A 22,991-nucleotide genomic window follows, 5' to 3' on the forward strand; every position below is an offset into this window, starting at 1 on the left:
TCTTTTGTACTTTATACCGTATGAGAGGTCATTAATAAATGCCAAATAGCATTTATTAAAAGAACTCAACTTGATGATTCACCATGTTAGCACTCGCTAGGCGATTATTTCATCTTATCAAACTACCGTTATCACCACCAATTGATACCCCATAAAAGACAAACTAAGCCTTGATCACAGTTTGCCATCAAAACACCGACTATGTAGTAAAAGCACCGACAATTAATGCGTTACAGATCGTTATTTAGAGGTGAATCACACAATATCCTTCACCATGTTGGTACTTTTACTACAGAGAAAATTTAAAATTAACATACAGGGGTTCTACTTATGGCGACTAAATTTTTTATTCCAAGTGTCAACATACTCGGTCAAGGCAGTGTCGATGAAGCCATTAATGATATTAAAGCGCTCGGCTTTACTAAAGCATTAATCGTAACTGATAAACCATTAGTCAATATCGGCCTAGTGGCCAGAGTACAAGACAAACTAAATACCCAGGGTATTGAAGTGGTGATCTTTGACGGCGTACAACCAAATCCTACAACAGGCAATGTTACTGCGGGGCTAGAGTTACTCACCAGTAATCAATGTGACTTTATTATCTCTTTAGGCGGCGGCTCACCGCATGATTGTGCTAAAGGCATCGCGCTTGTAGCAACAAATGGCGGTCATATCAAAGATTATGAAGGTGTTGATGTGTCTAAAAAGCCACAAATGCCGCTGGTTGCCATTAACACCACTGCAGGCACCGCGAGTGAAATGACTCGTTTTTGTATTATTACCGACGAAGCCAGACACATTAAAATGGCCATCGTTGATAAAAATACCACGCCGATTTTATCAGTAAACGATCCTGAACTGATGTTAGAAAAGCCAGCTGCATTGACCGCAGCAACGGGAATGGACGCGCTAACTCACGCTATTGAAGCTTATGTATCTATTGCCGCAAACCCCATTACTGATGCTTGTGCAATTAAAGCTATCGAACTTATCAAAGCAAACTTAGTCAACGCCGTTAAAAAAGGTGATGACATTAATGCCAGAGAACAAATGGCCTATGCGCAATTCCTAGCGGGTATGGCATTCAATAATGCCAGTTTAGGTTATGTGCACGCTATGGCACATCAATTAGGTGGGTTCTATGACCTACCACACGGTGTATGTAATGCTTTACTATTGCCTCATGTTCAAGCTTATAACGCTCAGGTTGTGCCTCAACGCTTAAGTGATGTGGCCAAAGCAATGGGTGTTGATGTGAGTTCATTAACCGCTGAGCAAGGGGCCAGTGCCGCAATTGACGCCATAAAAACATTATCAGTAGCCGTTAATATTCCTGCCAATCTAACCGAGTTAGGGGTTAAAGCAGAAGACATTCCAACGCTAGCAGATAACGCCTTAAAAGATGCTTGTGGCTTTACTAACCCTAAACAAGCGACGCATGAGGAAATTTGTCAGATTTTTACTAACGCACTATAAAGGTTAAATTTAGCTTCACGTTTTAACGCTCTCAGCGTGCTGAGAGCGTTATTTTTATGCGAGTAAACTCTCGGCTTTTAAATCGAATATTCAACAATGACAATAGGTTATTTATAATTTAGTAAAAAGTGATGCATAGATCTAAGTTCTCGAAATAACCATTGACCAAAACAAAAAATAAGGACTATGATGAAACCACTTAGATAGCGAATAGGTAGGTAAATAATGACAGCAATCACTCATGTATATAATTACACCGTTCGATGCCCGCACTATAAAGAAAATGAAAAACCCGCAACATGGCTCAACCATATCGAAGTTAATCAATCTTGTGAAATCGCATTAGATCGCATCACCAAATGGCATAACCTTTCAGGCACAAAATCTTTTGAACTCAATGATTTTGTCGTGAGAAAAGCAGATAACGAAGAAGCTTATTTTGCCATGCAAAGTAGCCGACTAAAGCATGATGGACATGCGTTAGTCACTTTCAAAATATATTTAGATAACTGCTGCCAAGAAGCCTCTCCAAATACGATTATGGAGCACTTAATCGAAGATTATCAGCACCGTATTGCTAAAGTTGAATAAGCATTACAGTCCAATTCAATGACAGCTTGTACATTGATATAACGAATTTTCAGGAGCAAATAATCCCTTTATTTGCTCCTTTTGTTTCAAACTTAAGCCGCATTTGCACGCATACCGTGTGGGATAGGCAACCCATTTTCATTAATATTCACAAACACCATTTTATCTATAAACGCGATAGGGGCATGATTCACTTTATTGCGAATTTTACAACGCACGGTCACCGAGCTTTGTCCAAGACTAACGAGCTCAAAACCAAATTCAATAATGTCACCCACATAAGCTGGCGCCATAAAGTTAATTTCAGAAATGACTTTAGCAATATGAAATTGGCTGCGCATTTGGCAACTGGCAAAAATAGTCGCTTCTTCATTCACCCAGCTGAGTAATTGTCCGCAACACAAACTTTGGCTACTGTTAAGGTTAATTGGCATAACCATATGGCGTGTAAAATATTTCATGATGACCTCGCGATTTATCTATTCATTTTATGCCACCAGGCATATACCTCATAATAGGTAGCAACGTTCAGGCCAACTATTTACCTGTTATTATTCAATTAGATAAAATCCACGACCAACATAACAACGTAAAAATGCTCGAATTAAAGGCAATTATGCACCAAAAAAATACAAAGACCGCATTGCGGCCTTGGTATTTAACAAGTAGCTTATGTTACTTAACAAGGAGGATAGCTTGCTTGAGCTCATGAACAAATGTGGTGATGTCGTGCTGGTTGATATCATTATGTGTCACGAGACGTAATTGCTGACTAGCGCTGATTAATATCCCTTTACGACTTAACGCATGTGCTAACACAATTGGATTAATATGTTCTGCTAGCTTGGCAAATACCATATTGGTTTGCACGCTTGCAATATCGACATTTAGCTCGGGGATGTCCGCCAATAATAGTGCTAAACGTTTCGCATTGTGATGGTCTTCTGCCAGGCGATCTACTTGCTCAGTCATGGCTAACTTAGCCGCTGCGGCTATGATCCCCGCCTGTCTCATGCCACCACCGAGCATTTTGCGCCATCGCGTCGCTTTAGCGATTAATCGCTCATCGCCTAACAAAATCGAACCAATAGGCGCACATAAACCTTTAGAGAGACAAATGGAAACCGAGTCAAAATATTGAGTAATATCAGCAATCGCAATCCCTTGAGCCACAGCAGCATTCGCGACCCGCGCACCATCTAGGTGTATTTTTAAGCCACGATTAAAAGCCAATGTTTGCGCTTGTGCTAAATAATCTTGGCTAAGCACTTTACCACCAATAGTGTTTTCTAAACTCAATAAGCGAGTGCGGGCAAAATGCACATCATCAGGCTTAATTGCGGCTTCGATGTCACTGAGTAAAATACTGCCATCCGCTTGATTATTTAGCGGTTGAGGTTGAATACTGCCTAAAACGGCTGCTCCGCCACCTTCAAACTTATAATTATGTGCTTGCTGGCCACACAAATATTCATCACCACGTTCACAATGAGCCATAAGAGCCAACAAATTAGCTTGAGTGCCCGAACTGACAAATAATGCACCGTCAAAGCCAAACATGTCAGCGGCCATGTCTTGCAAACTATTAACCGTGGGATCATCACCGTAAACATCATCACCCACTTCAGCTTGTGCCATCGCTGCACGCATAGCTTGGGTGGGTTTAGTTACGGTATCACTTCGAAAATCAATCATGAGTTACTCTATTTTATCAAAGGTATATTGTTAAACAGTCAAATAGACTATTTGGCTGCTGCAATCTCGGTAAGCGCGGTTAATGCTGCATCATAATCAGGGTGTTCACTCACTTCAGTAACCAGCTCGTGATATTTTAAAATGCCCTGGGCATCAATGATAAAAATAGAACGTGCAAGTAGACCGCGGTCTTTAATTAACAAACCGTATTTTTCACCAAAGTCACGCCATACAGAATCCGACAGCACTTTAATCTTATCTACATTTTCAGTTTGGCAAAAACGTTTTTGAGCAAAAGGTAAGTCTTCACTTACCGTTAGCATTACGACATCTGCGCTAAAGTTAGCAAACTCTTTATTAAACCGTTTGGTTTGTAATGCGCAAACTCCGGTATCTAGACTGGGTACTGCACTGATGAGTACCGTTTTACCTTTAAAGTCACTTAAGCTAATAGGATTAAACTTCTCGTCGACCACTTTAAACAGTGGCGCTGGAGCTCCTATGTTAGGTATTTGACCTTCAAGTGCGACAGGATGACCACCCATCGTAATCATGGTTTTATCACCAGCAAAGCTGAGACTACTGACAACAGACGCTGATACTAAGGTCATTACTGCAAGGGTCGTGATTAATTTCATACAAACTCCTGGTATAAAAAAACCAGCAAATGCTGGTTTTTGTTGATAAACATACGTTGCCGTAATTTATTTTGCTGGAACTTCTTTCACATGTAAATCCATTTGTGGGAATGGAATTTCAATTTCAGCAGCATCTAATGCATTTTTGATTTGCTCAAGCAATTCAAAGCGAACTGGCCAGTAGTCACCAGTGCTAACCCAAGGACGTACCACAAAGTTAATTGATGAATCTGCAAGCTCAGCTAAACCAATTGTGTATCCTGGATCTTTCAATACTAATGAGTGGCTATCTAATACATCAGCAATAACTTTCTTGGTTGTTGCAATATCAGCAGTGTAAGACACACCGATGGTTAAATCGATACGACGCTTTTCTAATGCTGAATAGTTAGTGATTGTGCCGTTCATGATGGCTGAGTTAGGTGCAATAATCACTTTGTTGTCACCCGTGCGTAAACGTGTTGAGAAAATAGTAATTTCATCAACAACACCCGCAGTACCTGCCGCTTCAATAAAGTCACCAACACGACATGGACGGAATAACACCATCAACACGCCTGAAGCAAAGTTAGATAAAGAACCTTGTAATGCCAAACCAACAGCTAAACCGGCGGCACCGATAACGGCAACAAGTGACGCGGTTTGTACACCAACCTGACCCAGTGTAGCGATTATGGTAAATACAAACACCAATGCCCAGGCTAAGTTTCCAACAAATGATACAACCGTCGCATCAACTTTACGGCTGTTTAACACTTTAACCGTTACGCGTTTTGCAACGCCAGCAAGATATTTACCTATAATAAAGATAACAATTGCGGCTAACGCTTTTAGACCATATGTCATAAAGAACTCTGGTGCTTTCTCTATTAGTCCGTCTAAACCTTCTAGGTGTTCCATTTTTCTCTCCCTTAAATTAGCAGAATTATTCTGCCGAAATGATGAACTCAACTCTCCGATTACGCTGACGCCCTTCTACTGTGGCATTATCCGCTGCCGGCTTTTTGTTACTCATCCCCACAACATCAATTGATGCGGGTTGAAATTGGTATTCATTAATCAATAATTCTTTAATCGCATTAGCACGCTTAAGTGATAACGCCATGTTAATTGCTTCACTACCTAAAATATCGGTGTGCCCTTCTAAACGAACACTCACTTGAGGGTGCTGCTCAATATATTGTTGCACTCTAACCAGTGTTGGGCGCTGAGTTAGCAACACATTAGCTTTATCAAAGTCAAAATACACTGGCTGAAGGATTGAACCAAAACAATCTGCGGCAACATTAACATCAGGTTGTTGTCGACATTGTTCGGCAATTAATGCGGCATTATTAGTAATAGTTGCACCAATTTCGCCTTCATCAAACTCATCGTCATCGTCGCCATCTTCATCAACAATCAAGATGTCAGTATCAATACAACCATTGGCCATAACCACAGTATTGACCGGTGTGTCTTTGCAGGCATCTTTCTTGTCAGGGACACCATCAAAATCGGTATCGACCCAAGCCAATGCGCTGTGAGTAAAAAAGATGAAAGTGAACAATGTCAAAGTACGAACGATAGTCATAAGAACCCCTTCGACATAGTATCGAGATGCATGAATAAAACATATTTTAACTGTTTATCAACAAAATTAAAAGACAATACTTAATAATCAATACCTTGCAAAACAGCTGTCACAAAAATGTCATTGTTATATGGTAAGTCTATCGGCCGCGTATCAAAAAACCTAATCGATTAACCGCTCACATTACATTCAAAAACTTACAACTCACTAACAAGTAACCCTTTTTATTTTTAGTACGGACACAATTGCTAACAGGGTTAACCTCTCTGTTCCCCGCATTAACATTGACTTTATCGCCGCTAAAAGGGTATATAAGGTTAGCTTTTTGGTGTTTGGTCAGCTTTTAGCATCAAAATGACATAATTTCTTATAAAAATTAACCAATAAGGTCGCTCAGCAATGCAATCGCTTTAATTTTGTTCTTTTTCACAAGAACGGGTTGAGGTGCATTACTAGACGATCAATGCAAACAAATAATTTCTGTGTCGACATTTTCGCACAGGCAATCACAAGCTTAAGGTGGAAGACTTAATGAGTGAAGCAAAACCACAAGGAACGATGTTTGGACACCCTAAAGGGCTGTTCTTACTGTTTACAACGGAATTATGGGAACGCTTTAGCTACTATGCTATGCGGGCAATCCTGGTACTTTATTTAGTTGATAAAGTTCAAACAGAAGGCGGTCACGGGCTTGGCTGGAGTCAAGCTGATGCTATTTCGCTATATGGCACATTTACTGGTTTGGTATATTTAACCCCGCTGATTGGTGGATGGCTAGCAGATGCTCATTTGGGGCAACGCAAAGCAATCTATATTGGCGGCTTTTTGATGGCTGCTGGACAATTTTTATTAGGTACTCCTCATGCATGGGTACCTGGCATGGAAATCGAAATGTTTTATTTGGGCCTAGGTACCTTAATATTAGGTAACGGCCTTTTCAAACCAAATATCTCAACCATGGTTGGTGATCTCTACGAGGAAGGTGATCATCGTCGTGACGGTGCATTTACTATTTTCTACATGGGTATCAACGTCGGAGCTTTCTTATCTGGTATCGTTGTAGGCTCTGTAGTTGCAGCATACGATGGTAATTTCCAAGCTGGCTTTATTTGTGCAGGTATCGGTATGATTGCATCTTTAATCATCCAATTTTTCTTCGCGCAAAAACTCCTTGGTGATATCGGTACTGTACCTGCTGCTAAACTTGAGCAAAGCAAAAATGAAGCAAAAGGCGAAGTTCGCAAAGAACCGTTAACTAAAATTGAACGTGACCGTATTAAAGTCATCATGGTAATGGGTTTATTTACCATCGTTTTCTGGGCTGGCTTTGAGCAAGCCGGTGGTTTAATGAACTTGTTCACTAACGATTTTACTGACCGTATGATTGGCTCATGGGAAGTTCCTACCACTTGGTTCCAATCACTTAACGCGATGTTCATTGTTCTTTTCGCACCAGTTATTGCCTCAATTTGGATTAAACTTGGCAAAAATGAACCTAACTCACCTGTCAAATTTGCTTTAGGCTTATTCTTTTTAGCCGTAGGCTTCTTGTTTATGATAGGTGCTGTACTTGAAATGGGCGGCGACGCATCAGTCAAGTCAAGTATGTGGTGGTTAGTGGGAGCTTACTTCTTCCACACTATGGGTGAACTGTGTTTATCACCTATTGGTTTATCAATGGTGACTAAGCTTGCTCCACTGCGTATAGCTTCGTTAATGATGGGTGCATGGTTCCTGTTTATTGCTGCAGCAAACAAAATTGGTGGTCTAGTAGGCTCATTAATTGGTCATGGTGGTAGTGTTGAAGACCAATTAGCTAACGCAATGGCAATCTTTGCCGGTATCGCGATTACGTCTGTACTTTCAGGTATTATATTATACCTAATGGCAGATAAGCTGGTTGATTGGATGCATGGCGCTGAAGGTAAGCACGATTCTGAAGAGCAAGTTTTAGAAGAAGAAATCGCTGTTACTGCTGAGCATGAAGCAATTAAGCGTTAATAAAGTCGATTATAAAGTGATGGTTTAACCATAATCATTACGATAAAAAATCCCCTCCAAGTTAACTTGTGAGGGGATTTTTTATCTGGTCCTAGTGACAAGACAACTGCATAAAGCCACCCGCATTGATGTCCGACTGATAAATCAAGCCAGTAAAACGGTTATCCAGCAACTGTTGCTTGTGTTGTTGATGATAAGTACCAATGCATAATTTCTCATCTATCAATAGCGTACGTCTTTGTATGCCAGCTTGATACCAATTAGCATCGCCCAATTGCAGCGCGCTAGGTAATACTAACGGCATCAAGTCATTACCATGACGTAAATAGCATCGCAAGCCATTACCCGCTTGACCGACTGTCACGGTGTACTGCTGTAAATCAACGCAAACATAAATAATATCGGTCAAGATGTGCAAACCTGAGTTCACCATTCGCTTGTTCAAGTAAGCGAGCATATTTGCAGGTTCAATCAAAGTTGTACTTAAACCATTTCTAAATAACTTCAGTTTTTGGTTAACAAAACTGCGCAGTAATACACAACCAAATGCTGCGCTATTGTCTTCGGGATGGAAATGCGCCATATACATGACTAAGTGATGTTCACCGACCATGGTTGAATCAATAAAGTAAGCACTGACATCATTATTTTTAAATAGACTGTAATCAATGACTGCATGAGGGTAATCGATATGAGAAGCAGGAAAAAGCTGTTGTTGGACACTTTTCGCGGCTTGCGCGTTTTGCTCAAGCTGTTGTAAGTTTTCGGTTAATTCCAGGTAAGATAGCTCATTCATTTCATGTAAATGTGATTGTCCACTGGCATTCATGGGGGTTGATGCCGTGAGCATAGCCTGAATAATTGCGTGTTCGATAATGAATAAATCGGCAATGGGTTTTGTCAGGTAATCACTCGCTCCTGTGCGCAAAGCTTCTACCACATCAGACATAATATCGTTACCTGATATCACAATGAATGGCACCGCGGGATTAATGGCTTGCATTTGTTTAAGCATAGGAAGCCCACCAAGACTTGGCAGGCCGAGATCGGCAATCACAATATCAAATAGCGTTTGGGAAAAAGCCGTTACGCCTTGAGGACCATCACATGCTTGGTGAACCCGAGCCCCTTGTCCTTGCAAAAAATCAGCAACGACTTGACGAAATATCGGGTCGTCCTCAACAAAGAGGATATCGACATCAGTTAACGCCATACTACAACCCCGCAAAGAATGCTGTCGGGGTTGTTACACGTCCCGACTATTCTAGCTCATCTAGAAATTCATCAAGTAACTCGTCGTCATCTTGATTTGAAGGCATATCACCATCGTACACTTTGTAATCCATATGCTGTAAGTAAGCATCTTTAGCAAAGGCATAAGGATCAAGAGCATTATCGAGTAACCTTTCTTGATCAATCGCTTCTGCTCGAGAATGAAGCCCTTTAAGCCCCCATTTAAGCACTGATTGCCAGAAGGTCAGTTCCGATAAAGGAAAGTATAGACTATCAACCCAATCGGATGCGATTTCTCTTGTCACAAAAGGGCCATAAAAAGGTGCCATAAAATAGGGACCATTGGGTACACCGTAATAGCCCAACACTTCGTTAAAATCATCTTGTTTACGAGGCATTCCCATCATCTCAGCAACATCGATAACCCCTAGCAGACCGATAGTGGTATTGACGGTAAAACGTCCACCAGCGTTGGCTGCCCAGCCCCATTTTCCTTGGAGGGTATTGTTAACAAGTGAACTGGGTTCTTCCAGATTATAGACAAAATTAATCACCCCAGTCCTTATTGGGTTAGGCACATAGTTTTTATAACCATGAGCAACTGGCCTAGCGATATATTTATCGAGAAATAAATAGTTAAAATCCCACATTGTTCGGTTGATTTCTTCAAACGGATCGCGAGGATCGTTGTAAGTAATCTCAATCGCAGGTTGCGGTGTGGTGGTAACTTGAGGCGTTTCACTCTCGGCATACACTGGTATGCTAAAAGCAACAATCACCTGAAGTAATATCCATTTATACTTCATAAAACTCTCTTAAAAATGACAAAAGGGCCTACTCAACAAACTGCTAATTTTGTCTTTTTACTAAAGCAATTTTTGTTCAAGTCGATATAATTTAACGGGCTTCAGCAAGGCTTTACCTTGATATGTTAATTCTGGAGCACATTAAGCTTGTTCTGTTACCTGCAATCATCAACAAAATAAATTTTGATGCAATGAATTGCCCCAATAGTAGTAACAAGAGCGCTAAGGATACTGCCACTATTGACAATATCAATCAAAAATTTGTAAATGATGGTTATATTAACCGTTCGATGATTATTTTTTTAGCCGCATTTTGTCTTGTTCGCATCATAGGATATGTATGGTTTTGCCTACCACAAATACCGCAACGGCGGTTATCGCCCCAGCACCACCAAAACCTGCCAGCGCAAGTCAAACCAACACACCAGAAAATCAACAAGCTCAAAACACATCTGCTAGCACAAAAAACCTTGAACCCAACATAAAGTCCGATCTTTCAGCTTTATTACTGCCGGTGCAAATACAACAAAAACAGACAACAACGAACAGTAGCACCCAAGTAACTCTGAACATTCAAGACCAACAGTATCAACTTAATAAGACCGCCGAACTGCAAAAATTATTACAGCAAACCTCTCAAGTTGTCATAGCAAGTGATCAAGCTAAGCTCGTCGCAAAACTTGCTGCGTCTCAAATAACAACACCAGCGGAATTAGCTCAACAAAATACACCACAACAGACTACACAGCAGCAAGCGACACAACAAATAGCGTCGAGCAATAAACCTATCTCGACTCAAATCATTTTGTTAGCGCAAACTGTACAATTTGCCTTACCCCAGCCATTAACAGAATTAGCCAAACAAAATGGTGTATCGACGCAGCAATTAGTGTCTTTAGCATCAAGAGCTCAGGGCTATCCATTACCCACAGCGCTAATCGCCCAGGGGCAACTTACATTTACGGATGGACCCAGCCTCAAGCTTCCTAACAATATTGTATTAAACGATGGTCAATACCTTGCTAAAGTGGTCTTTAATCAACAACAATTACAACTCGCATTAACCCCTGTTATTGGGGAAGTGAAAGTTGACTTGCTTAAGCAAGCTCCCATCCTAACCTCGTTGCAGCAAGATAATATCGTCATAACCAAAAATGAACCGGCACAGATTTTAAGCCAATTTTTAAAAAAGCTCGAAGCGACCCCGCTGGTTTCTGCCAACGCTAATCAAACTAACATCAATAAAACCGATTCAAATGCAGTATCGCCAGCAAGTCCAGCGAATACGCTTACTCAACATTTAAAAACAGGTGACAATATTCAGCAAGGACAAATAGCATCGTCAACAAAAGTCGATACGTTAACGGTAAAAGCTGACACCACGAATAGCCATTTACAACAATCACCTGCAACCCTGACGTCCTCGCAGGACAAAAACAGTATTGCTCAAGGCTCAAACCAACTAACAAATAACAACAATGATGCTGATAACAAAGCGGTGAGCACTCAAACAAACGAAGCCAAAAGCAGCATCAATAAGACATCAGCACAGGCAGCATTACAACCCACTTTATCCGCTAATGCGTTAACCGGTAGCAAACAAACTAATGAGGTTTCAGCTCAAAACCAACAGCCTGCAGTCAATAAAGATCCTCAGCCTATCGAAGTGTTAAACAAAGCGTTGTCTAAAGCAGGAGCAATGCCAATAAAACAACAGCAAACCTTGCAAATACCCAACAGTCTGGCCACTGAATTACTTAAGCATTTACCGCAAATGAGCCCACACCCACTGAGTGTGTTAAGCGACCCTAACGTACTCGGTCATGAGCTCCACAGCCTGGCGGGATTAAACCTTGCGCAAACCTCATCACAGGCAAATAGCGCAATAGCCTCAACGCTATACTCTGGCGGAGCTATCACCACCCTATTTCAACTATTATTAGGGGTAAAAGCCAAAACGACAGGCTCAGGGATCAGTGCAAAATTGCAAGAACATCTCAATCAGTTGCAACAACGTACGCTCGCCAAGCTAACGGGTAACTCAGGCTTATTAGGTGCACTTGATAAGCTCGGGGGCGCGGATTCTATGGCACAACTTGCCGGCAGTATCGCAATGTATCAACAGGCAAGTGCCGACCCTAATCAAGCTTTGACTTGGTACTTTGCCTTACCCTACTCTATCAATCAACGAGATGAGCAGTTTGAGGGCAAATTTGAACAAGAAAATGAACAAGATAAAGACAAAATGAAAGGGTGGAAATTACAGTTAAAATTTAATTTAGCGCAAGGTACATTATTAATTTGTGCTCATAAACAAGGCGAAACACTCGACATACAATTTAAAGGCAACAATCAGGCGCTATTGGCAAGAGTGGATAATTTTAATGGCGCATTAGCAGAAAAAATCAGTCAAATTGGATTAACGCCTGGCACGTTTAGTACCCAATTAACCCAAATCCCCGCAACGCTACTGCCAGGGGATCACTTCTTGGTTAAAACCAGAGCTTAGCTAAAACCAGAGCTTAAGCATAAAGTACAAAAACAAGGGCCTAAGATGAATGACGAAACGAAAAAAACTCAACAAGCTGTCGCATTAAGTTTTGATGGTAAAAGTGCGCCTAAAATTACCGCCTCTGGTAAAGATCTCGTTGCAGAGGAAATCATCGCAATTGCCAAAAGCGCGGGTATACATATCCATCAAGATCCGCACTTAAGCGAATTTTTACAATTACTAGAACTTGGAGAAGAAATCCCCAAGGAGCTGTATTTGTTGATTGCTGAACTCATTGCATTTGTTTATATGCTCGACGGTAAATTTCCTGAGCAATGGAATAATCTCCATCAAAAAATTGTGGCCCAAGCCTAACCGCTAACCGCTAACCAACAACATGACAAAGGAATGAACTTCGCATTACAGTAAAAATTGATAGGCAAATTTGCAGATAATAAACACCCCACCTAACCCAAGCCCACCCAGGCACAATCCAGCTAATCGGTCTTGGTCAAATTCAAGCCAATCATTAAAGGCTGCATAGAATCGTAATGAAATGCCATACAGCACAATAACTGCAAGTGAAAGAAAACTATACAGATAATGTTCAGGGTAAAAAAACGTTAACAAGGGAATAAACGCCAACAGATAATCAGCGCCTTTATGTCCAAAGTCAGTTTTTGTTTCAACCGCGATATCTAGCAACATTTGCAGTGGGATCACGATAACGAGTAAGCCAAGTAACAAAAAAAAGTCCATTGTTACCCCTTTAATCCAAAGTATGCTTTCACCCGAAGTTGCGGGTGATGAGACACGTATATCTTATGAATAAAGGAACCAATAGCAGGGAGATATATTTCAAGATAATGTAAAAAATAGGCATTAAAACCAGGCAAGGATTGGCGCAGCAATGAAAAGACATCGCTAGAGGCCACAAAGATACAGGCGCGATAACGCAGGTATAGCGCAGAATAATCCATTATAAATTCCATTTAATCATGTTCATCCATTACAAATTTATTCAAAAAACTCAGAGCCTAAATTTGTTTTTAGCACTTACTTTATACCGTACTATTAAAATATAATCAATGCGTTACATCTAAAGTTTAATCCACAATAACTTTATATTGATAATGATTGCGTGTTACGGTGCATCACATAATTAACCGACAATACCTCTCAATATATTTGTTTGGCATATTATGTTCACTTTTTGTTGTTTAAATTTATATTGCACGCAATCATAATGTGGACCATGGTTTTATAACAATAGCCATTCAATGTAATCTGCGTAATCGCTAGCGGTAATACACCACGCAAATGAAATGAGAAAACTATGCTGATGAAAAAGAATCTATTGCTTGCACTCCTAGGGGCAATATCGTTACCTGCGGCGCAAGCTCAAATGGCCAATTTTGACGATTACGGTCCGCTAAGAGTGTATGCTCAATCACCAATGCAATCGATCAATCACACACCACTATTACGCTCAGGATTTTCATTACCTCAAGGACAGCGCGAATGGTATATCACAGCTAACATTGCCAGTATGTGGTCGGAATCAGATGTACTGCTGGCCGATTACTATCAAAATACTGTTACCGGTGGCATAAAATGGCAGATGTCTGATGCCCTAATGTTAGATGTCAATTATCGATGGGGATTTAGTGCTGATAACCATTTAGACTCACTGACAATGTGGTTTCATGATGCGTTTGGGTTTGACCAAAATGGTCGACAAAATCAAGCCAAACATCAAAACCAAATTCACTCGAAAGAGTATGGTATTGAGATTAATGATTTTAGCGGGGAAACCCTCGAAAATGCATTAACTGCATACCTAGGTTACCAGCTTATACAAAGTGAGCATCATGGGTTATCGGCTGGTGCCAGCCTATATTTCAAAGCGGTAGAGAGCGGCCCATTTGCTGAGGATTCATTTGCCCAAAGCATTCAAATAAACTACAGCTACAAAAATGGTCGACACCATGTTAACTCAAGCTTTGGCGTCAGCTTTATTGAAGACACTGAATCGATATCAACCAATCAATATGATTCTCGTTTTACCACGTTTGGGATTGGTTACGAATACCGTCGTGGACGCCATGGTTGGTTAGCCGAAATACACCGATACGATGGATTAGTTAGCTGGGATGAAAACTTCTCTGATGCGTCTCATGAAGCCTTACTAGGCTACCGTTATTATTTAAACACCGGTGCAATTGAATTCACCCTGGTTGAAAACTTTGAAAATATGGATAACAGTGCAGATATTGCTTACACACTGGGGTATCGTCATAAATTTTAATCAACAGTGTTGAACCACAAAAAATAAATTTAACTCACATAAAACACAGAACAACTCAAACTTAATGCAATTTTCTTATCAATAGCGTCATAAGACGTTCTTTTGAAATTCGTTCAACGAATGGATTACTCTAAAGCGTGAGTGTCTAAGTACAACAGCTTAAATGACTAGGTGTAACTGCTTTTTATAGTCTCAGAAAACAATTCAGCTATAATTCTGCTTTCTCCTTAGCGGCATTTTCAAAACAGTTGTCGTCTACATTTCTAGTGATGTAATTTTCTATGTAAAATACCATAATCTGGTTTTTTAGTAGAAGGCCTTGGATAAGTATCATCATGTAAAGTGAACGTAGCTTCACCAGAGAATATTGGGCCATCATCAACCTGAGTTTTCCACCTTACAAGATACTCAGCGGGAGGTAACTTAGGAAGATTAAAATAGAAAACAGCCGCGGGATCCCTTGTCACTTGGGTATCTAAATTCAGTAAATAACCATTATTATGTTTAATGGCCATTGAATGCAAAGTCACGGCAGTGTCAAAAGTCACTTTCATGGTTCGTGTAGGCGCTTTAGCATACTCGATAATCACATCGTGACTATCAACCGATGGCTCACTCGCAAAAATAGTGTTTGATATCAGTAAAGTGAATAAAGTCAAAACTAAACATCGATAAAGTTTCATTTCAATATCCTATCTATTTACTACATTTAATCAGTTGATTGCATAACTCAAACAAACAGCCACGGTAAAAGGTATCCCTCTCTAACTTTACCGTTATAACTAACATAATGTACCGGTATGTATAATGGGCGTAATCCAATAACGGCAAGGGTTATGCTTACAAACCGCAGACAAAGCTTCTAGTAACACATCTTGATGATCAACAGGGTGCATAATTTCAAACTTATAAAATTCCCTGTAGCCTTCAACTTGCTCTTTGATATTAAAATGGCTATGTTCGCGGCTAAAACCACAAATGTTACCTAAGCTAAAACCAGATAAAAACTCAAGTTCAATCAAGGTATCAACGATGTCGTCCTTAATATCATTTTGGGCGATCAGCACTAACAATTGCTCCGTGATCATTGACGTTTCTCCAGCCAGTAATAAAGGATTGGTAACAAATAAAGGGTAGTAATAGTCGATGTCAGCAAACCGCCAATTACAACAATGGCTAATGGCTTTTGAATTTCAGCACCCGGCCCTGATGCAAACACTAAAGGCATTAAACCGAACATGGCTGTGGTTGCAGTCATCAAAATGGGTCTTAGCCGTCTTGTAGCGCCTTGCTCAACTCGCATTAGCAAACTACTAAACACATGCTTGGTCTGCTCGTAATAACTCACCATTACCACACCGTTAAGTACCGCTACGCCCAGTAATGCGATAAAACCAACCGATGCAGGAACAGATAAATACTCGCCCGAAAAATATAAGCTTACAATGCCACCCATCATGGCAAACGGAACGTTAGCCAAAATCAAGCCTGCTTTAGCAAGCGAACCAAAAGTGGTAAACAAAATAAGAGTAATAAGCACTATGGCAAGAGGAATAACCAGTAATAGGTTATTCGTTGCACGTTGTTGATTTTCAAATTCACCACCGAAACTGACACTGTAACCACTAGGTAACTTAATCTCAGCGTTAATTTTCGTGTTAAGTTCTTCAACAAAACTGACGATATCTCGCCCTTGTACGTTACTAGTAATCACTGAAAAACGATCGCCTTGTTCGCGTTCGATTAAAATGGGGCCTTCTTTGTAAGTTAATTTAGCAATATCGATAAGACGCTTTAAAGAATGATCAGGCATCACCAACAATTGGTTTTGCAACTCATGAATACTACTCAGCCCGGCTTGATTATTCGCAATCAACACTGGGGTACGTTTTTTACCTTCCAGTACCTCTGTCACGAGTACACCTTCAAGTTGACTTTTTAAATACCGAGCAAACTCCATGGTGCTCATACCAAAACCACGAGCCAACTCATTATCTAGGGTTAAATTAATAAATGGACTGCCTTCAATCATGGCCATTTTAACATCGACACTTCCACTGGTGGCACTGACTAATTGCTCAATTTGCGCGGTTAATTGACCAAGTGTATCGATATCGGTACCAAAGACTTTAATCGCCACATCACCAATACTACCTGTAAGCATTTCAGACACACGCATCTGAATAGGCTGAGTAAAATTAAAATTGACGCCAGGAAAATTAAGCAATTCAGTACGAATGGCGTCAATCAATTGTGCCTTATCAGTAAATCGCCACTCATCTCGCGGGGCAAGCTCCAAAAACACGTCAGTTTCATTTAGCCCCATAGGATCTAAACCTATTTCATCAGAACCGGTACGCGCCACCATTTGTCTAATTTCAGGTACATTTTCTAGTAAAGTGATTTGAATTTGCTTGTCGATAGCAATGGATGCTTCAAGCGATATCGAAGGTGATTTTTCTAGCTGTAAAATAATATCGCCTTCATCCAATGTCGGCATAAAGGTTTTACCCACCAAACTAAATAACCCTAAACTCACCACCAACAAGGAAAAAGTGACGATCATAAACGGCTTTTTATGGATAAATGTCTGTTTTAAGCTCCTTAAATAGGCAGCCTTGAGCTTCTCAATCGCTTTAGGTTCTTGAGCCGACTTCTCGTTAACCAAATAAGATGCAATGACCGGAATAACCGTAAGCGACAAAACTAAAGCAGATAACATGGCAAAAACAATCGTGACAGCAACGGGTGTAAATAATTTGCCTTCTAATCCTGTTAAGGTTAGGAGCGGAGAAAACACAATCATGACAATGACAGTGCCAGACACCACTGGAATAGCCACGTCTTTTGTGGCGCGATAAATAAGATGCAAACGAGGCAAACGTTGCTTAGTCGCAATGAGGTTAACCATGTTCTCAACCACGACCACCGAGGAGTCGACCAACATACCAATTGCGATGACTAAGCCACCAAGGCTCATTAAATTTGCGGACAAATTAAATAAATCCATCATCAAAAACGTCATTAATGCAGCAAGGGGTAAAGACAGTGACACCACTAAAGCGGCCCGCACATTACCTAAAAAAAGCGCAAGTAATACAATGACTAATAACACCGCTTCAAATAACGCATTTGAAATAGTATCAATTGCGGTATTAATTAAATTTGCACGGTCATAAAAAACATTAAGATCGCTTCCTTCTGGTAGCGAAGTGCTTATTTGCTCCAATTTAGCTTTAATACTCGTCACAACCTGTGCAGTATTAGCATCTTTAAGAGCAATAATTAGTGCTTCTGCGGCCTCTTCACCGTCTTTTGACACTGCACCATATCGAGTTAAATGACCTATTTGTATGTCTGCCAAATCTCTCAATCGGTATATTTGGGAATCATTAGCTTTAATCACTAACTGTTTCAGTTCGTCAATATCATCAATTCGACCTTCTGAACGCACAATAATGGTATCCGTACCAATGGATAATTTACCTGCACCTTCATTATGATTATTGTCAGTAATCGCTTGCTGTAAATCGGCAAAACTGACGCCAGCAGCAGCCATTGCAGAAGGGTTTGGACTAATACTAAAACTCTTAGCATAGCCACCTAAAATATTAACATCAGCGACTCCTGTAACCGTTCGTAACAAGGGTCTAATTTCCCATTCCAACAACTGTCGACGTTCCATCAACGATAAGTTCGGATTTTCAAGTGTGAACATAAAAATCTCACTTAACGGCGTACTCATTGGCGCCACACCACCAGAGACTCCATCAGGAAAACTATCCCATACTGCAGATAATCGCTCGCTCACCTGCTGTCTCGCCCAATAGATATCAGTCCCTTCAGTAAAATCTAACGTGATATCACTAATGGCATACTTAGTCGTAGATCGTAAAATGGCTTGATTAGGGATCCCCAACAGCTCAGTTTCAACAGGCACAGTAATCTGCGCCTCAATTTCTTCAGCCGTCATACCAGGAGCTTTTAAAATAATTTTAACTTGCGTAGGTGAAATATCCGGAAAAGCATCCAGAGGAATATTAAACCAGGCACGAGTTCCGGCTAACATCAATATCAACGCCACTATCAGCACAAACAACCGCTGAGTCAGTGAAAAACGGATTACAGAAGCGAGCATATTATTCGCCTCCTAAACCAAGCAGTATGCCTTTTACAGCCGCAACTGATTGAGACAACACTTTTATTTGGCTCAAATCTTGATCACTGGCTATAATATAGTCATCCGCAGTTGATCCCAACACATCGATACTCAATGCGATCAATGATTGGTCTTTTTGGGTAAAAACCTGGCTATCTTGTTGCCATGTAAACACACTCACTTTAGGCACTAAATACACCGCTTTTTGGTATTCAGGTATTACAGTAATTTGTTGCCCTAAGAGTAAATGACATGTCTGTGGCACAGGATTAGACCATGCCGTTAAAAATACCCCTTCAGCAATAGCTGACACCTCATCAATCGCAATATGACATTGATTAATGTTAACTGCCGATAGAGAGGTTGATTGACTCATAGGCACACTCACCTTCACTCGAATACTGTCAGCAGGGATAATCGAGAATAATTGAGTACCAACACTGTATGGGCTATTAAGATGATTCAGATTAACAATGCCCGCTACAGGAGCCATGACCACCAACGATTCAGTATCAGTATCAATGCTTTTTACCATCTCCATAAAGTGCTGCATGTGTTCGTATTCAAGGTGAGCACTAAAGTATTCTTGGCTTATCTCGCGCCACTTATCAGCTCCAATACTGCCATTTCGTAATAGAGGCTGATTGCGGTCATAACGCTGTTTAGCTAAATCATATAGTGTTTTAGCCGCCTCTATTTGAGCTAAAAAATGGAATACTTCTGGTCCCGTTAATCTAACAATGGCTTGATTTTTACTAACAACTTGGCCCTGTCCAACTAAAAATGTGACTTGCTGTATATTTTCAGGAGCCATAACCCAATAATCATTACCCGGTAAGCGCGCTATTTGTGCTGGTAGTGGACTTCCTTCATAACTGGCCACCTTCTTTGGCGACGTATAACCCACATCTAAATGACCTAACTCACTAAGTGAGATGGTTTCAGCACTAACGGACACCATTGATAAACCGAGTGTGATACATAACAGGCTATTGCAAAATTTGGCCATCATAATGAAATCCCTAAAGCTTGCAGTTGCTGAGAGTAAAGTTGCTGCAGAGCAACTTGATTGAGAACTAAACATGATTCGGTATCTAATGCATCCATGTAACGGCGTAACCATATTTCGTAACTCATTTGATTTTGGTCTTTTACCTTGGCTAACTCTTCAGTGATGGTTCGACTCAATGAGACTCCTCGCTGCAACAAGGCCTGCTTTTCACTGAGGTTATGCTGTTGTAACATCAGTTTTTGTGATTGGTTTTTGAGCTCTAAATATAGATCTTCGCTTTTAATCCGCTGCTCTTGATAATCTTTCTTCCAAACTGACAACTCACTTTGTGATAAAGCTGAACCGAAACCGAGCGGAATACTGATCCCAACGCCTAAGTGCTGATCGCTAAATTGCTCACCCACGGTTTCTTTTGCAGTTAATGACACAGTCCAAGGATCTTGATCCCCCGCTTTTTGGCTTATGATCATGGTATCTTGTAGTTGCTGTTGCAGAGAATGTAGTTGCAATAATGGATGCTGCATCAATACGACACCAACACCATGGACAGATTGCGGCTCAATATCATAAGCGCTCTCTTCTATATTGACGGGGATCTCACTCAAACCAGTGAGCGATTGAAACAATGCCATCGCCTCATCTTGCTGCTGTTTCAGTTCAATCTGCGCTAGATCAATATCCACTCGTTCTCGATCTAATAGCAACGAATTGACTTTAGGTAACTCACCCGCATCAGACTGCTGCTTTTGCTGCACATTTAGCTGTTCTAATAATAAAGATTTTCGCTTTAACTGCTCAAATTTGACTGACGCAATGCGGTATTCCCACATACTTTGTCTAAGCAAACCTGATAAATATAATTTTTGAAGTGCCACCTGCTGATCAAGTAACGCATTCGTTAGTTTTTTTAGTTTGTTATCGCTTTGGTGCAAGCTAAATGATTTTAACGGGAGGTTGAGTGATACTTCTTGCTCATAAATGTTACTATTATCCAAGTCGCTCAGATAATTTACGCTAATACTTGGTAAGCCAGTCAACCAAGTTGAACTGCTCAATTGTAATGAGCGGTTATCGTTTAATTGAGCTGTTTTAAAGGCCGTATTATTTAACCGTGCTTGGCTTAACTGCAACAGTGGTGACAGATCATTGCTTGTAGCACCATAGCTAAAAGAGCTAACCGCTAGCGCAATAATAAGACATATTTTGATACTAAACTTCACGACAGACATAAGTGATTTCACTAACCCAAAAGATATAGTCAGGTTATTATCTTCAGGTCAAATTAGCATGGGGAATATGTATCATAAAAGCCATTATAGTACATATGTACTATGCAATAATTGATTGATTTTTATAACAATAATTATTTAGTTAACACACTCATTTTTTGGAAGATGTCATGAGAAAAGATGTATTCATTATTATACTACTTCTGTTAATCACCTTGTTTAAGTTGTTTGATATCTTTGCCGATCTACAACTGAACATTCCCGCTTGGCATATTGCCCAAGAAGCCATGCTGGTAGTATTGACTATTGCAGCAAGTATTTTTTTAGGTTACGACCTCATTCGCAGTTCTCGTCAAGTCAAAGCACTTAAATCAAAACTCAAAAAAGCAGATAAAGAAATTAATCACATGTCAGCTCAAATGCGAGCTGCAAGACAAGATTACAGCCTAACCATCGCTGCTCAATTTGAATCTTGGCAATTTACAAAAAGTGAGCAACAAGTCGCACTTTTGCTTTTAAAAGGACTCAGTTTTAAAGAAATTGCAGAAGTGCGACTGACCAAAGAAAAAACAGTACGCCAACAGGCGTCAACGATTTACAGTAAGGCTCAAGTAGATGGTCGTCACACTCTATGTGCTTGGTTTATGGAAGATTTTATTCAAGAGTAATCCTCTAGCATAAATAGCATCCGGTTCTATTGCACAATAAGAATGAGTTATTCTAGATTTTTAATAAAACCTTTGAAATCTTATTCCCGCAGAACAACAATACAACTTCAATAAAAAGCAAAGTCATGAAGTACGCTGCTAAATTGCTTTAAACTATCACACTATCTTTTATTACTACCTGCGCGCCTAGCACTCTATTTCTGCCGCGCTCTTTTGCTAAATAAAGCTGTTTGTCAGCGGCTTCAATTAATCGTTTTTCGGGAATGTCTCTGGTTGGCACTATGGTTGATACACCTGCGCTGATGGTAACAAAGGAAGAAACTTGCGAGGTTTTATGCGCAATTTTAAGCGATATAATACTGTCGACAATTTGCTGGGCAACATAAGTGCCGCCGGTTAAATCGGTATTGGGCAAAATACAAATAAACTCTTCGCCGCCAAAACGCGCGACTAAATCGTAAGGACGATTAACGGTATCTTGAATTTTCTGAGCAACTTTTCGTAAACAAGCATCCCCCTCAGTGTGTCCATAGGTGTCATTAAATAGCTTAAAGAAATCGATATCCAATAAAATGATCGTCAATGGTTGTTGTTCACGGCAACCTTGCAACCAACTCACAGGTAACACCTGCTCAAACTTACGCCGATTTGCCACACCGGTTAAGCCATCGAGCAGCGCAATAGAACGAAGCAAGTCAGATTGCGACTTTAACATGAGCTGATTCTTTACCCGTGCTTTAGTAATAACCGGATTAATGGGCTTATGAATAAAATCGACTGCACCTAAATTAAACCCTTTAACTTCTTTCTCTTCATCAAAATGTCCGCTGATAAAAATAACCGCGATATCTTGTGTAGCGGGATCATTTTTAAGATGTGCACACACATCAAATCCATTTAAGATTGGCATCTCAATGTCTAACAACACCATGTCAGGATTGATTTTTTTACACATATCAATCGCTTGATGCCCATCTCTGGCCATATAAATGTCATAATCATTTTGCAGTAACTGGTGCAATATTTTTATGTTGACAACCTGGTCATCAACGATCAATATTTTCCCTTTTACTGGAGCAACACTAGAAATATACTCATCTATGAACAC

22 protein-coding genes are annotated in these 22,991 nt (G+C 40.3%); 7 read left to right on the plus strand and 15 right to left on the minus strand.

Annotated features, from left to right (window positions below):
- The first annotated feature begins 330 nt into the window (after nucleotides 1–330).
- Both yiaY and GQA99_RS11115 read left to right on the plus strand, forming a co-directional pair.
- A complete protein-coding gene (gene yiaY / locus GQA99_RS11110; RefSeq protein WP_160053955.1) occupies nucleotides 331–1,479 on the plus strand; it encodes an L-threonine dehydrogenase in 1,149 nt (382 codons plus the stop codon).
- Between the two features lie 225 nt (nucleotides 1,480–1,704).
- Nucleotides 1,705–2,070 carry a cytoplasmic protein gene (locus GQA99_RS11115; RefSeq protein ID WP_160053956.1) on the plus strand — a complete coding sequence of 122 codons (366 nt, stop codon included), beginning with the start codon at nucleotides 1,705–1,707 and terminating at the stop codon, nucleotides 2,068–2,070.
- Between the two features lie 92 nt (nucleotides 2,071–2,162).
- Here GQA99_RS11115 and GQA99_RS11120 read toward each other — a convergent pair whose 3' ends face one another.
- The 5 genes from GQA99_RS11120 to GQA99_RS11140 form a co-directional block, all read right to left on the minus strand.
- Nucleotides 2,163–2,531, minus strand: coding sequence for an acyl-CoA thioesterase (locus GQA99_RS11120; protein ID WP_160053957.1), 369 nt, complete (start codon nucleotides 2,529–2,531; stop codon nucleotides 2,163–2,165).
- A 214-nt stretch (nucleotides 2,532–2,745) separates the two neighbouring features.
- Nucleotides 2,746–3,765 (minus strand): low-specificity L-threonine aldolase, encoded by a 1,020-nt coding sequence (ltaE, locus tag GQA99_RS11125; protein ID WP_160053958.1) that lies wholly within the window; start codon nucleotides 3,763–3,765, stop codon nucleotides 2,746–2,748.
- A gap of 47 nt (nucleotides 3,766–3,812) precedes the next feature.
- A complete protein-coding gene (tpx, locus tag GQA99_RS11130; RefSeq protein WP_160053959.1) occupies nucleotides 3,813–4,403 on the minus strand; it encodes a thiol peroxidase in 591 nt (196 codons plus the stop codon).
- Between the two features lie 66 nt (nucleotides 4,404–4,469).
- On the minus strand, nucleotides 4,470–5,303 hold the full coding sequence (locus tag GQA99_RS11135; protein ID WP_160053960.1) for a mechanosensitive ion channel family protein: 834 nt from the start codon (nucleotides 5,301–5,303) through the stop codon (nucleotides 4,470–4,472).
- Between the two features lie 25 nt (nucleotides 5,304–5,328).
- Nucleotides 5,329–5,976 (minus strand): OmpA family protein, encoded by a 648-nt coding sequence (locus tag GQA99_RS11140; protein WP_160053961.1) that lies wholly within the window; start codon nucleotides 5,974–5,976, stop codon nucleotides 5,329–5,331.
- 531 nt (nucleotides 5,977–6,507) lie between these two features.
- Between GQA99_RS11140 and GQA99_RS11145 the strand changes: the two genes are divergently transcribed.
- Nucleotides 6,508–7,977, plus strand: a complete 1,470-nt coding sequence (locus GQA99_RS11145) for a peptide MFS transporter (RefSeq protein ID WP_160053962.1) — start codon at nucleotides 6,508–6,510, stop codon at nucleotides 7,975–7,977.
- 91 nt (nucleotides 7,978–8,068) lie between these two features.
- Here GQA99_RS11145 and GQA99_RS11150 read toward each other — a convergent pair whose 3' ends face one another.
- Together GQA99_RS11150 and GQA99_RS11155 are read right to left on the minus strand one after the other, a co-directional pair.
- Nucleotides 8,069–9,190 carry a response regulator gene (locus tag GQA99_RS11150; RefSeq protein WP_160053963.1) on the minus strand — a complete coding sequence of 374 codons (1,122 nt, stop codon included), beginning with the start codon at nucleotides 9,188–9,190 and terminating at the stop codon, nucleotides 8,069–8,071.
- A gap of 46 nt (nucleotides 9,191–9,236) precedes the next feature.
- Nucleotides 9,237–10,016, minus strand: a complete 780-nt coding sequence (locus GQA99_RS11155; RefSeq protein WP_160053964.1) for an MlaA family lipoprotein — start codon at nucleotides 10,014–10,016, stop codon at nucleotides 9,237–9,239.
- A 340-nt stretch (nucleotides 10,017–10,356) separates the two neighbouring features.
- Here GQA99_RS11155 and GQA99_RS11160 point away from each other — a divergent pair, with 340 nt between their 5' ends.
- Together GQA99_RS11160 and GQA99_RS11165 are read left to right on the plus strand one after the other, a co-directional pair.
- On the plus strand, nucleotides 10,357–12,525 hold the full coding sequence (locus GQA99_RS11160) for a flagellar hook-length control protein FliK (protein ID WP_160053965.1): 2,169 nt from the start codon (nucleotides 10,357–10,359) through the stop codon (nucleotides 12,523–12,525).
- Between the two features lie 45 nt (nucleotides 12,526–12,570).
- Nucleotides 12,571–12,882, plus strand: a complete 312-nt coding sequence (locus GQA99_RS11165) for an EscU/YscU/HrcU family type III secretion system export apparatus switch protein (protein ID WP_160053966.1) — start codon at nucleotides 12,571–12,573, stop codon at nucleotides 12,880–12,882.
- A 45-nt stretch (nucleotides 12,883–12,927) separates the two neighbouring features.
- On the opposite strand, the gene GQA99_RS11170 is transcribed toward GQA99_RS11165, so the two are convergent.
- Nucleotides 12,928–13,266, minus strand: coding sequence for a hypothetical protein (locus GQA99_RS11170; protein WP_160053967.1), 339 nt, complete (start codon nucleotides 13,264–13,266; stop codon nucleotides 12,928–12,930).
- Between the two features lie 2 nt (nucleotides 13,267–13,268).
- Nucleotides 13,269–13,487, minus strand: a complete 219-nt coding sequence (locus tag GQA99_RS11175; protein WP_160053968.1) for a hypothetical protein — start codon at nucleotides 13,485–13,487, stop codon at nucleotides 13,269–13,271.
- A 356-nt stretch (nucleotides 13,488–13,843) separates the two neighbouring features.
- Here GQA99_RS11175 and GQA99_RS11180 point away from each other — a divergent pair, with 356 nt between their 5' ends.
- Nucleotides 13,844–14,815, plus strand: coding sequence for a DUF3187 family protein (locus GQA99_RS11180; protein ID WP_229785902.1), 972 nt, complete (start codon nucleotides 13,844–13,846; stop codon nucleotides 14,813–14,815).
- A gap of 263 nt (nucleotides 14,816–15,078) precedes the next feature.
- On the opposite strand, the gene GQA99_RS11185 is transcribed toward GQA99_RS11180, so the two are convergent.
- The 5 genes from GQA99_RS11185 to GQA99_RS11205 all read right to left on the minus strand — a co-directional run bounded on the left by GQA99_RS11185 (nucleotide 15,079) and on the right by GQA99_RS11205 (nucleotide 21,215).
- Complete coding sequence (locus GQA99_RS11185) at nucleotides 15,079–15,498, minus strand: copper resistance protein CopC (protein ID WP_160053970.1); 420 nt, start codon at nucleotides 15,496–15,498, stop codon at nucleotides 15,079–15,081.
- Between the two features lie 99 nt (nucleotides 15,499–15,597).
- Nucleotides 15,598–15,903: a DUF3240 family protein gene (locus GQA99_RS11190; protein ID WP_160053971.1), complete on the minus strand. Its 306-nt coding sequence runs from the start codon at nucleotides 15,901–15,903 to the stop codon at nucleotides 15,598–15,600.
- Nucleotides 15,900–18,953 carry an efflux RND transporter permease subunit gene (locus GQA99_RS11195; RefSeq protein ID WP_160053972.1) on the minus strand — a complete coding sequence of 1,018 codons (3,054 nt, stop codon included), beginning with the start codon at nucleotides 18,951–18,953 and terminating at the stop codon, nucleotides 15,900–15,902. The genes GQA99_RS11190 and GQA99_RS11195 overlap by 4 nt, the downstream gene beginning before the upstream one ends.
- A 1-nt stretch (nucleotide 18,954) precedes the next feature.
- Nucleotides 18,955–19,986, minus strand: a complete 1,032-nt coding sequence (locus GQA99_RS11200; RefSeq protein ID WP_160053973.1) for an efflux RND transporter periplasmic adaptor subunit — start codon at nucleotides 19,984–19,986, stop codon at nucleotides 18,955–18,957.
- The gene (locus GQA99_RS11205; protein WP_160053974.1) at nucleotides 19,983–21,215 is read right to left on the minus strand and encodes a metal transporter; all 1,233 of its coding nucleotides are present in this window, start codon (nucleotides 21,213–21,215) and stop codon (nucleotides 19,983–19,985) included. Before GQA99_RS11205 ends, GQA99_RS11200 begins: the two co-directional genes overlap by 4 nt.
- Nucleotides 21,216–21,385: 170 nt before the next feature.
- On the opposite strand from GQA99_RS11205, the gene GQA99_RS11210 reads away from it, so the two are divergent.
- A complete protein-coding gene (locus tag GQA99_RS11210) occupies nucleotides 21,386–21,883 on the plus strand; it encodes a helix-turn-helix transcriptional regulator (RefSeq protein ID WP_160053975.1) in 498 nt (165 codons plus the stop codon).
- Between the two features lie 148 nt (nucleotides 21,884–22,031).
- Here the strand turns inward: GQA99_RS11210 and GQA99_RS11215 are convergent, their stop codons facing one another.
- Complete coding sequence (locus GQA99_RS11215; protein WP_160053976.1) at nucleotides 22,032–22,991, minus strand: diguanylate cyclase; 960 nt, start codon at nucleotides 22,989–22,991, stop codon at nucleotides 22,032–22,034.

The organism is Shewanella litoralis (genome assembly GCF_009828585.1).
Classification (GTDB): Bacteria; Pseudomonadota; Gammaproteobacteria; order Enterobacterales; family Shewanellaceae; genus Shewanella; species Shewanella litoralis.

Bases quoted from the DNA above. Each gene is read 5' to 3' on its own strand.
- yiaY (WP_160053955.1), top strand. From the start codon at position 331: ATGGCGACTAAATTTTTTATTCCAAGTGTCAACATACTCGGTCAAGGC.
- GQA99_RS11115 (WP_160053956.1), top strand. From the start codon at position 1,705: ATGACAGCAATCACTCATGTATATAATTACACCGTTCGATGCCCGCAC.
- GQA99_RS11120 (WP_160053957.1), bottom strand. From the start codon at position 2,531: ATGAAATATTTTACACGCCATATGGTTATGCCAATTAACCTTAACAGT.
- ltaE (WP_160053958.1), bottom strand. From the start codon at position 3,765: ATGATTGATTTTCGAAGTGATACCGTAACTAAACCCACCCAAGCTATG.
- tpx (WP_160053959.1), bottom strand. From the start codon at position 4,403: ATGAAATTAATCACGACCCTTGCAGTAATGACCTTAGTATCAGCGTCT.
- GQA99_RS11135 (WP_160053960.1), bottom strand. From the start codon at position 5,303: ATGGAACACCTAGAAGGTTTAGACGGACTAATAGAGAAAGCACCAGAG.
- GQA99_RS11140 (WP_160053961.1), bottom strand. From the start codon at position 5,976: ATGACTATCGTTCGTACTTTGACATTGTTCACTTTCATCTTTTTTACT.
- GQA99_RS11145 (WP_160053962.1), top strand. From the start codon at position 6,508: ATGAGTGAAGCAAAACCACAAGGAACGATGTTTGGACACCCTAAAGGG.
- GQA99_RS11150 (WP_160053963.1), bottom strand. From the start codon at position 9,190: ATGGCGTTAACTGATGTCGATATCCTCTTTGTTGAGGACGACCCGATA.
- GQA99_RS11155 (WP_160053964.1), bottom strand. From the start codon at position 10,016: ATGAAGTATAAATGGATATTACTTCAGGTGATTGTTGCTTTTAGCATA.
- GQA99_RS11160 (WP_160053965.1), top strand. From the start codon at position 10,357: ATGGTTTTGCCTACCACAAATACCGCAACGGCGGTTATCGCCCCAGCA.
- GQA99_RS11165 (WP_160053966.1), top strand. From the start codon at position 12,571: ATGAATGACGAAACGAAAAAAACTCAACAAGCTGTCGCATTAAGTTTT.
- GQA99_RS11170 (WP_160053967.1), bottom strand. From the start codon at position 13,266: ATGGACTTTTTTTTGTTACTTGGCTTACTCGTTATCGTGATCCCACTG.
- GQA99_RS11175 (WP_160053968.1), bottom strand. From the start codon at position 13,487: ATGGATTATTCTGCGCTATACCTGCGTTATCGCGCCTGTATCTTTGTG.
- GQA99_RS11180 (WP_229785902.1), top strand. From the start codon at position 13,844: ATGCTGATGAAAAAGAATCTATTGCTTGCACTCCTAGGGGCAATATCG.
- GQA99_RS11185 (WP_160053970.1), bottom strand. From the start codon at position 15,498: ATGAAACTTTATCGATGTTTAGTTTTGACTTTATTCACTTTACTGATA.
- GQA99_RS11190 (WP_160053971.1), bottom strand. From the start codon at position 15,903: ATGATCACGGAGCAATTGTTAGTGCTGATCGCCCAAAATGATATTAAG.
- GQA99_RS11195 (WP_160053972.1), bottom strand. From the start codon at position 18,953: ATGCTCGCTTCTGTAATCCGTTTTTCACTGACTCAGCGGTTGTTTGTG.
- GQA99_RS11200 (WP_160053973.1), bottom strand. From the start codon at position 19,986: ATGATGGCCAAATTTTGCAATAGCCTGTTATGTATCACACTCGGTTTA.
- GQA99_RS11205 (WP_160053974.1), bottom strand. From the start codon at position 21,215: ATGTCTGTCGTGAAGTTTAGTATCAAAATATGTCTTATTATTGCGCTA.
- GQA99_RS11210 (WP_160053975.1), top strand. From the start codon at position 21,386: ATGAGAAAAGATGTATTCATTATTATACTACTTCTGTTAATCACCTTG.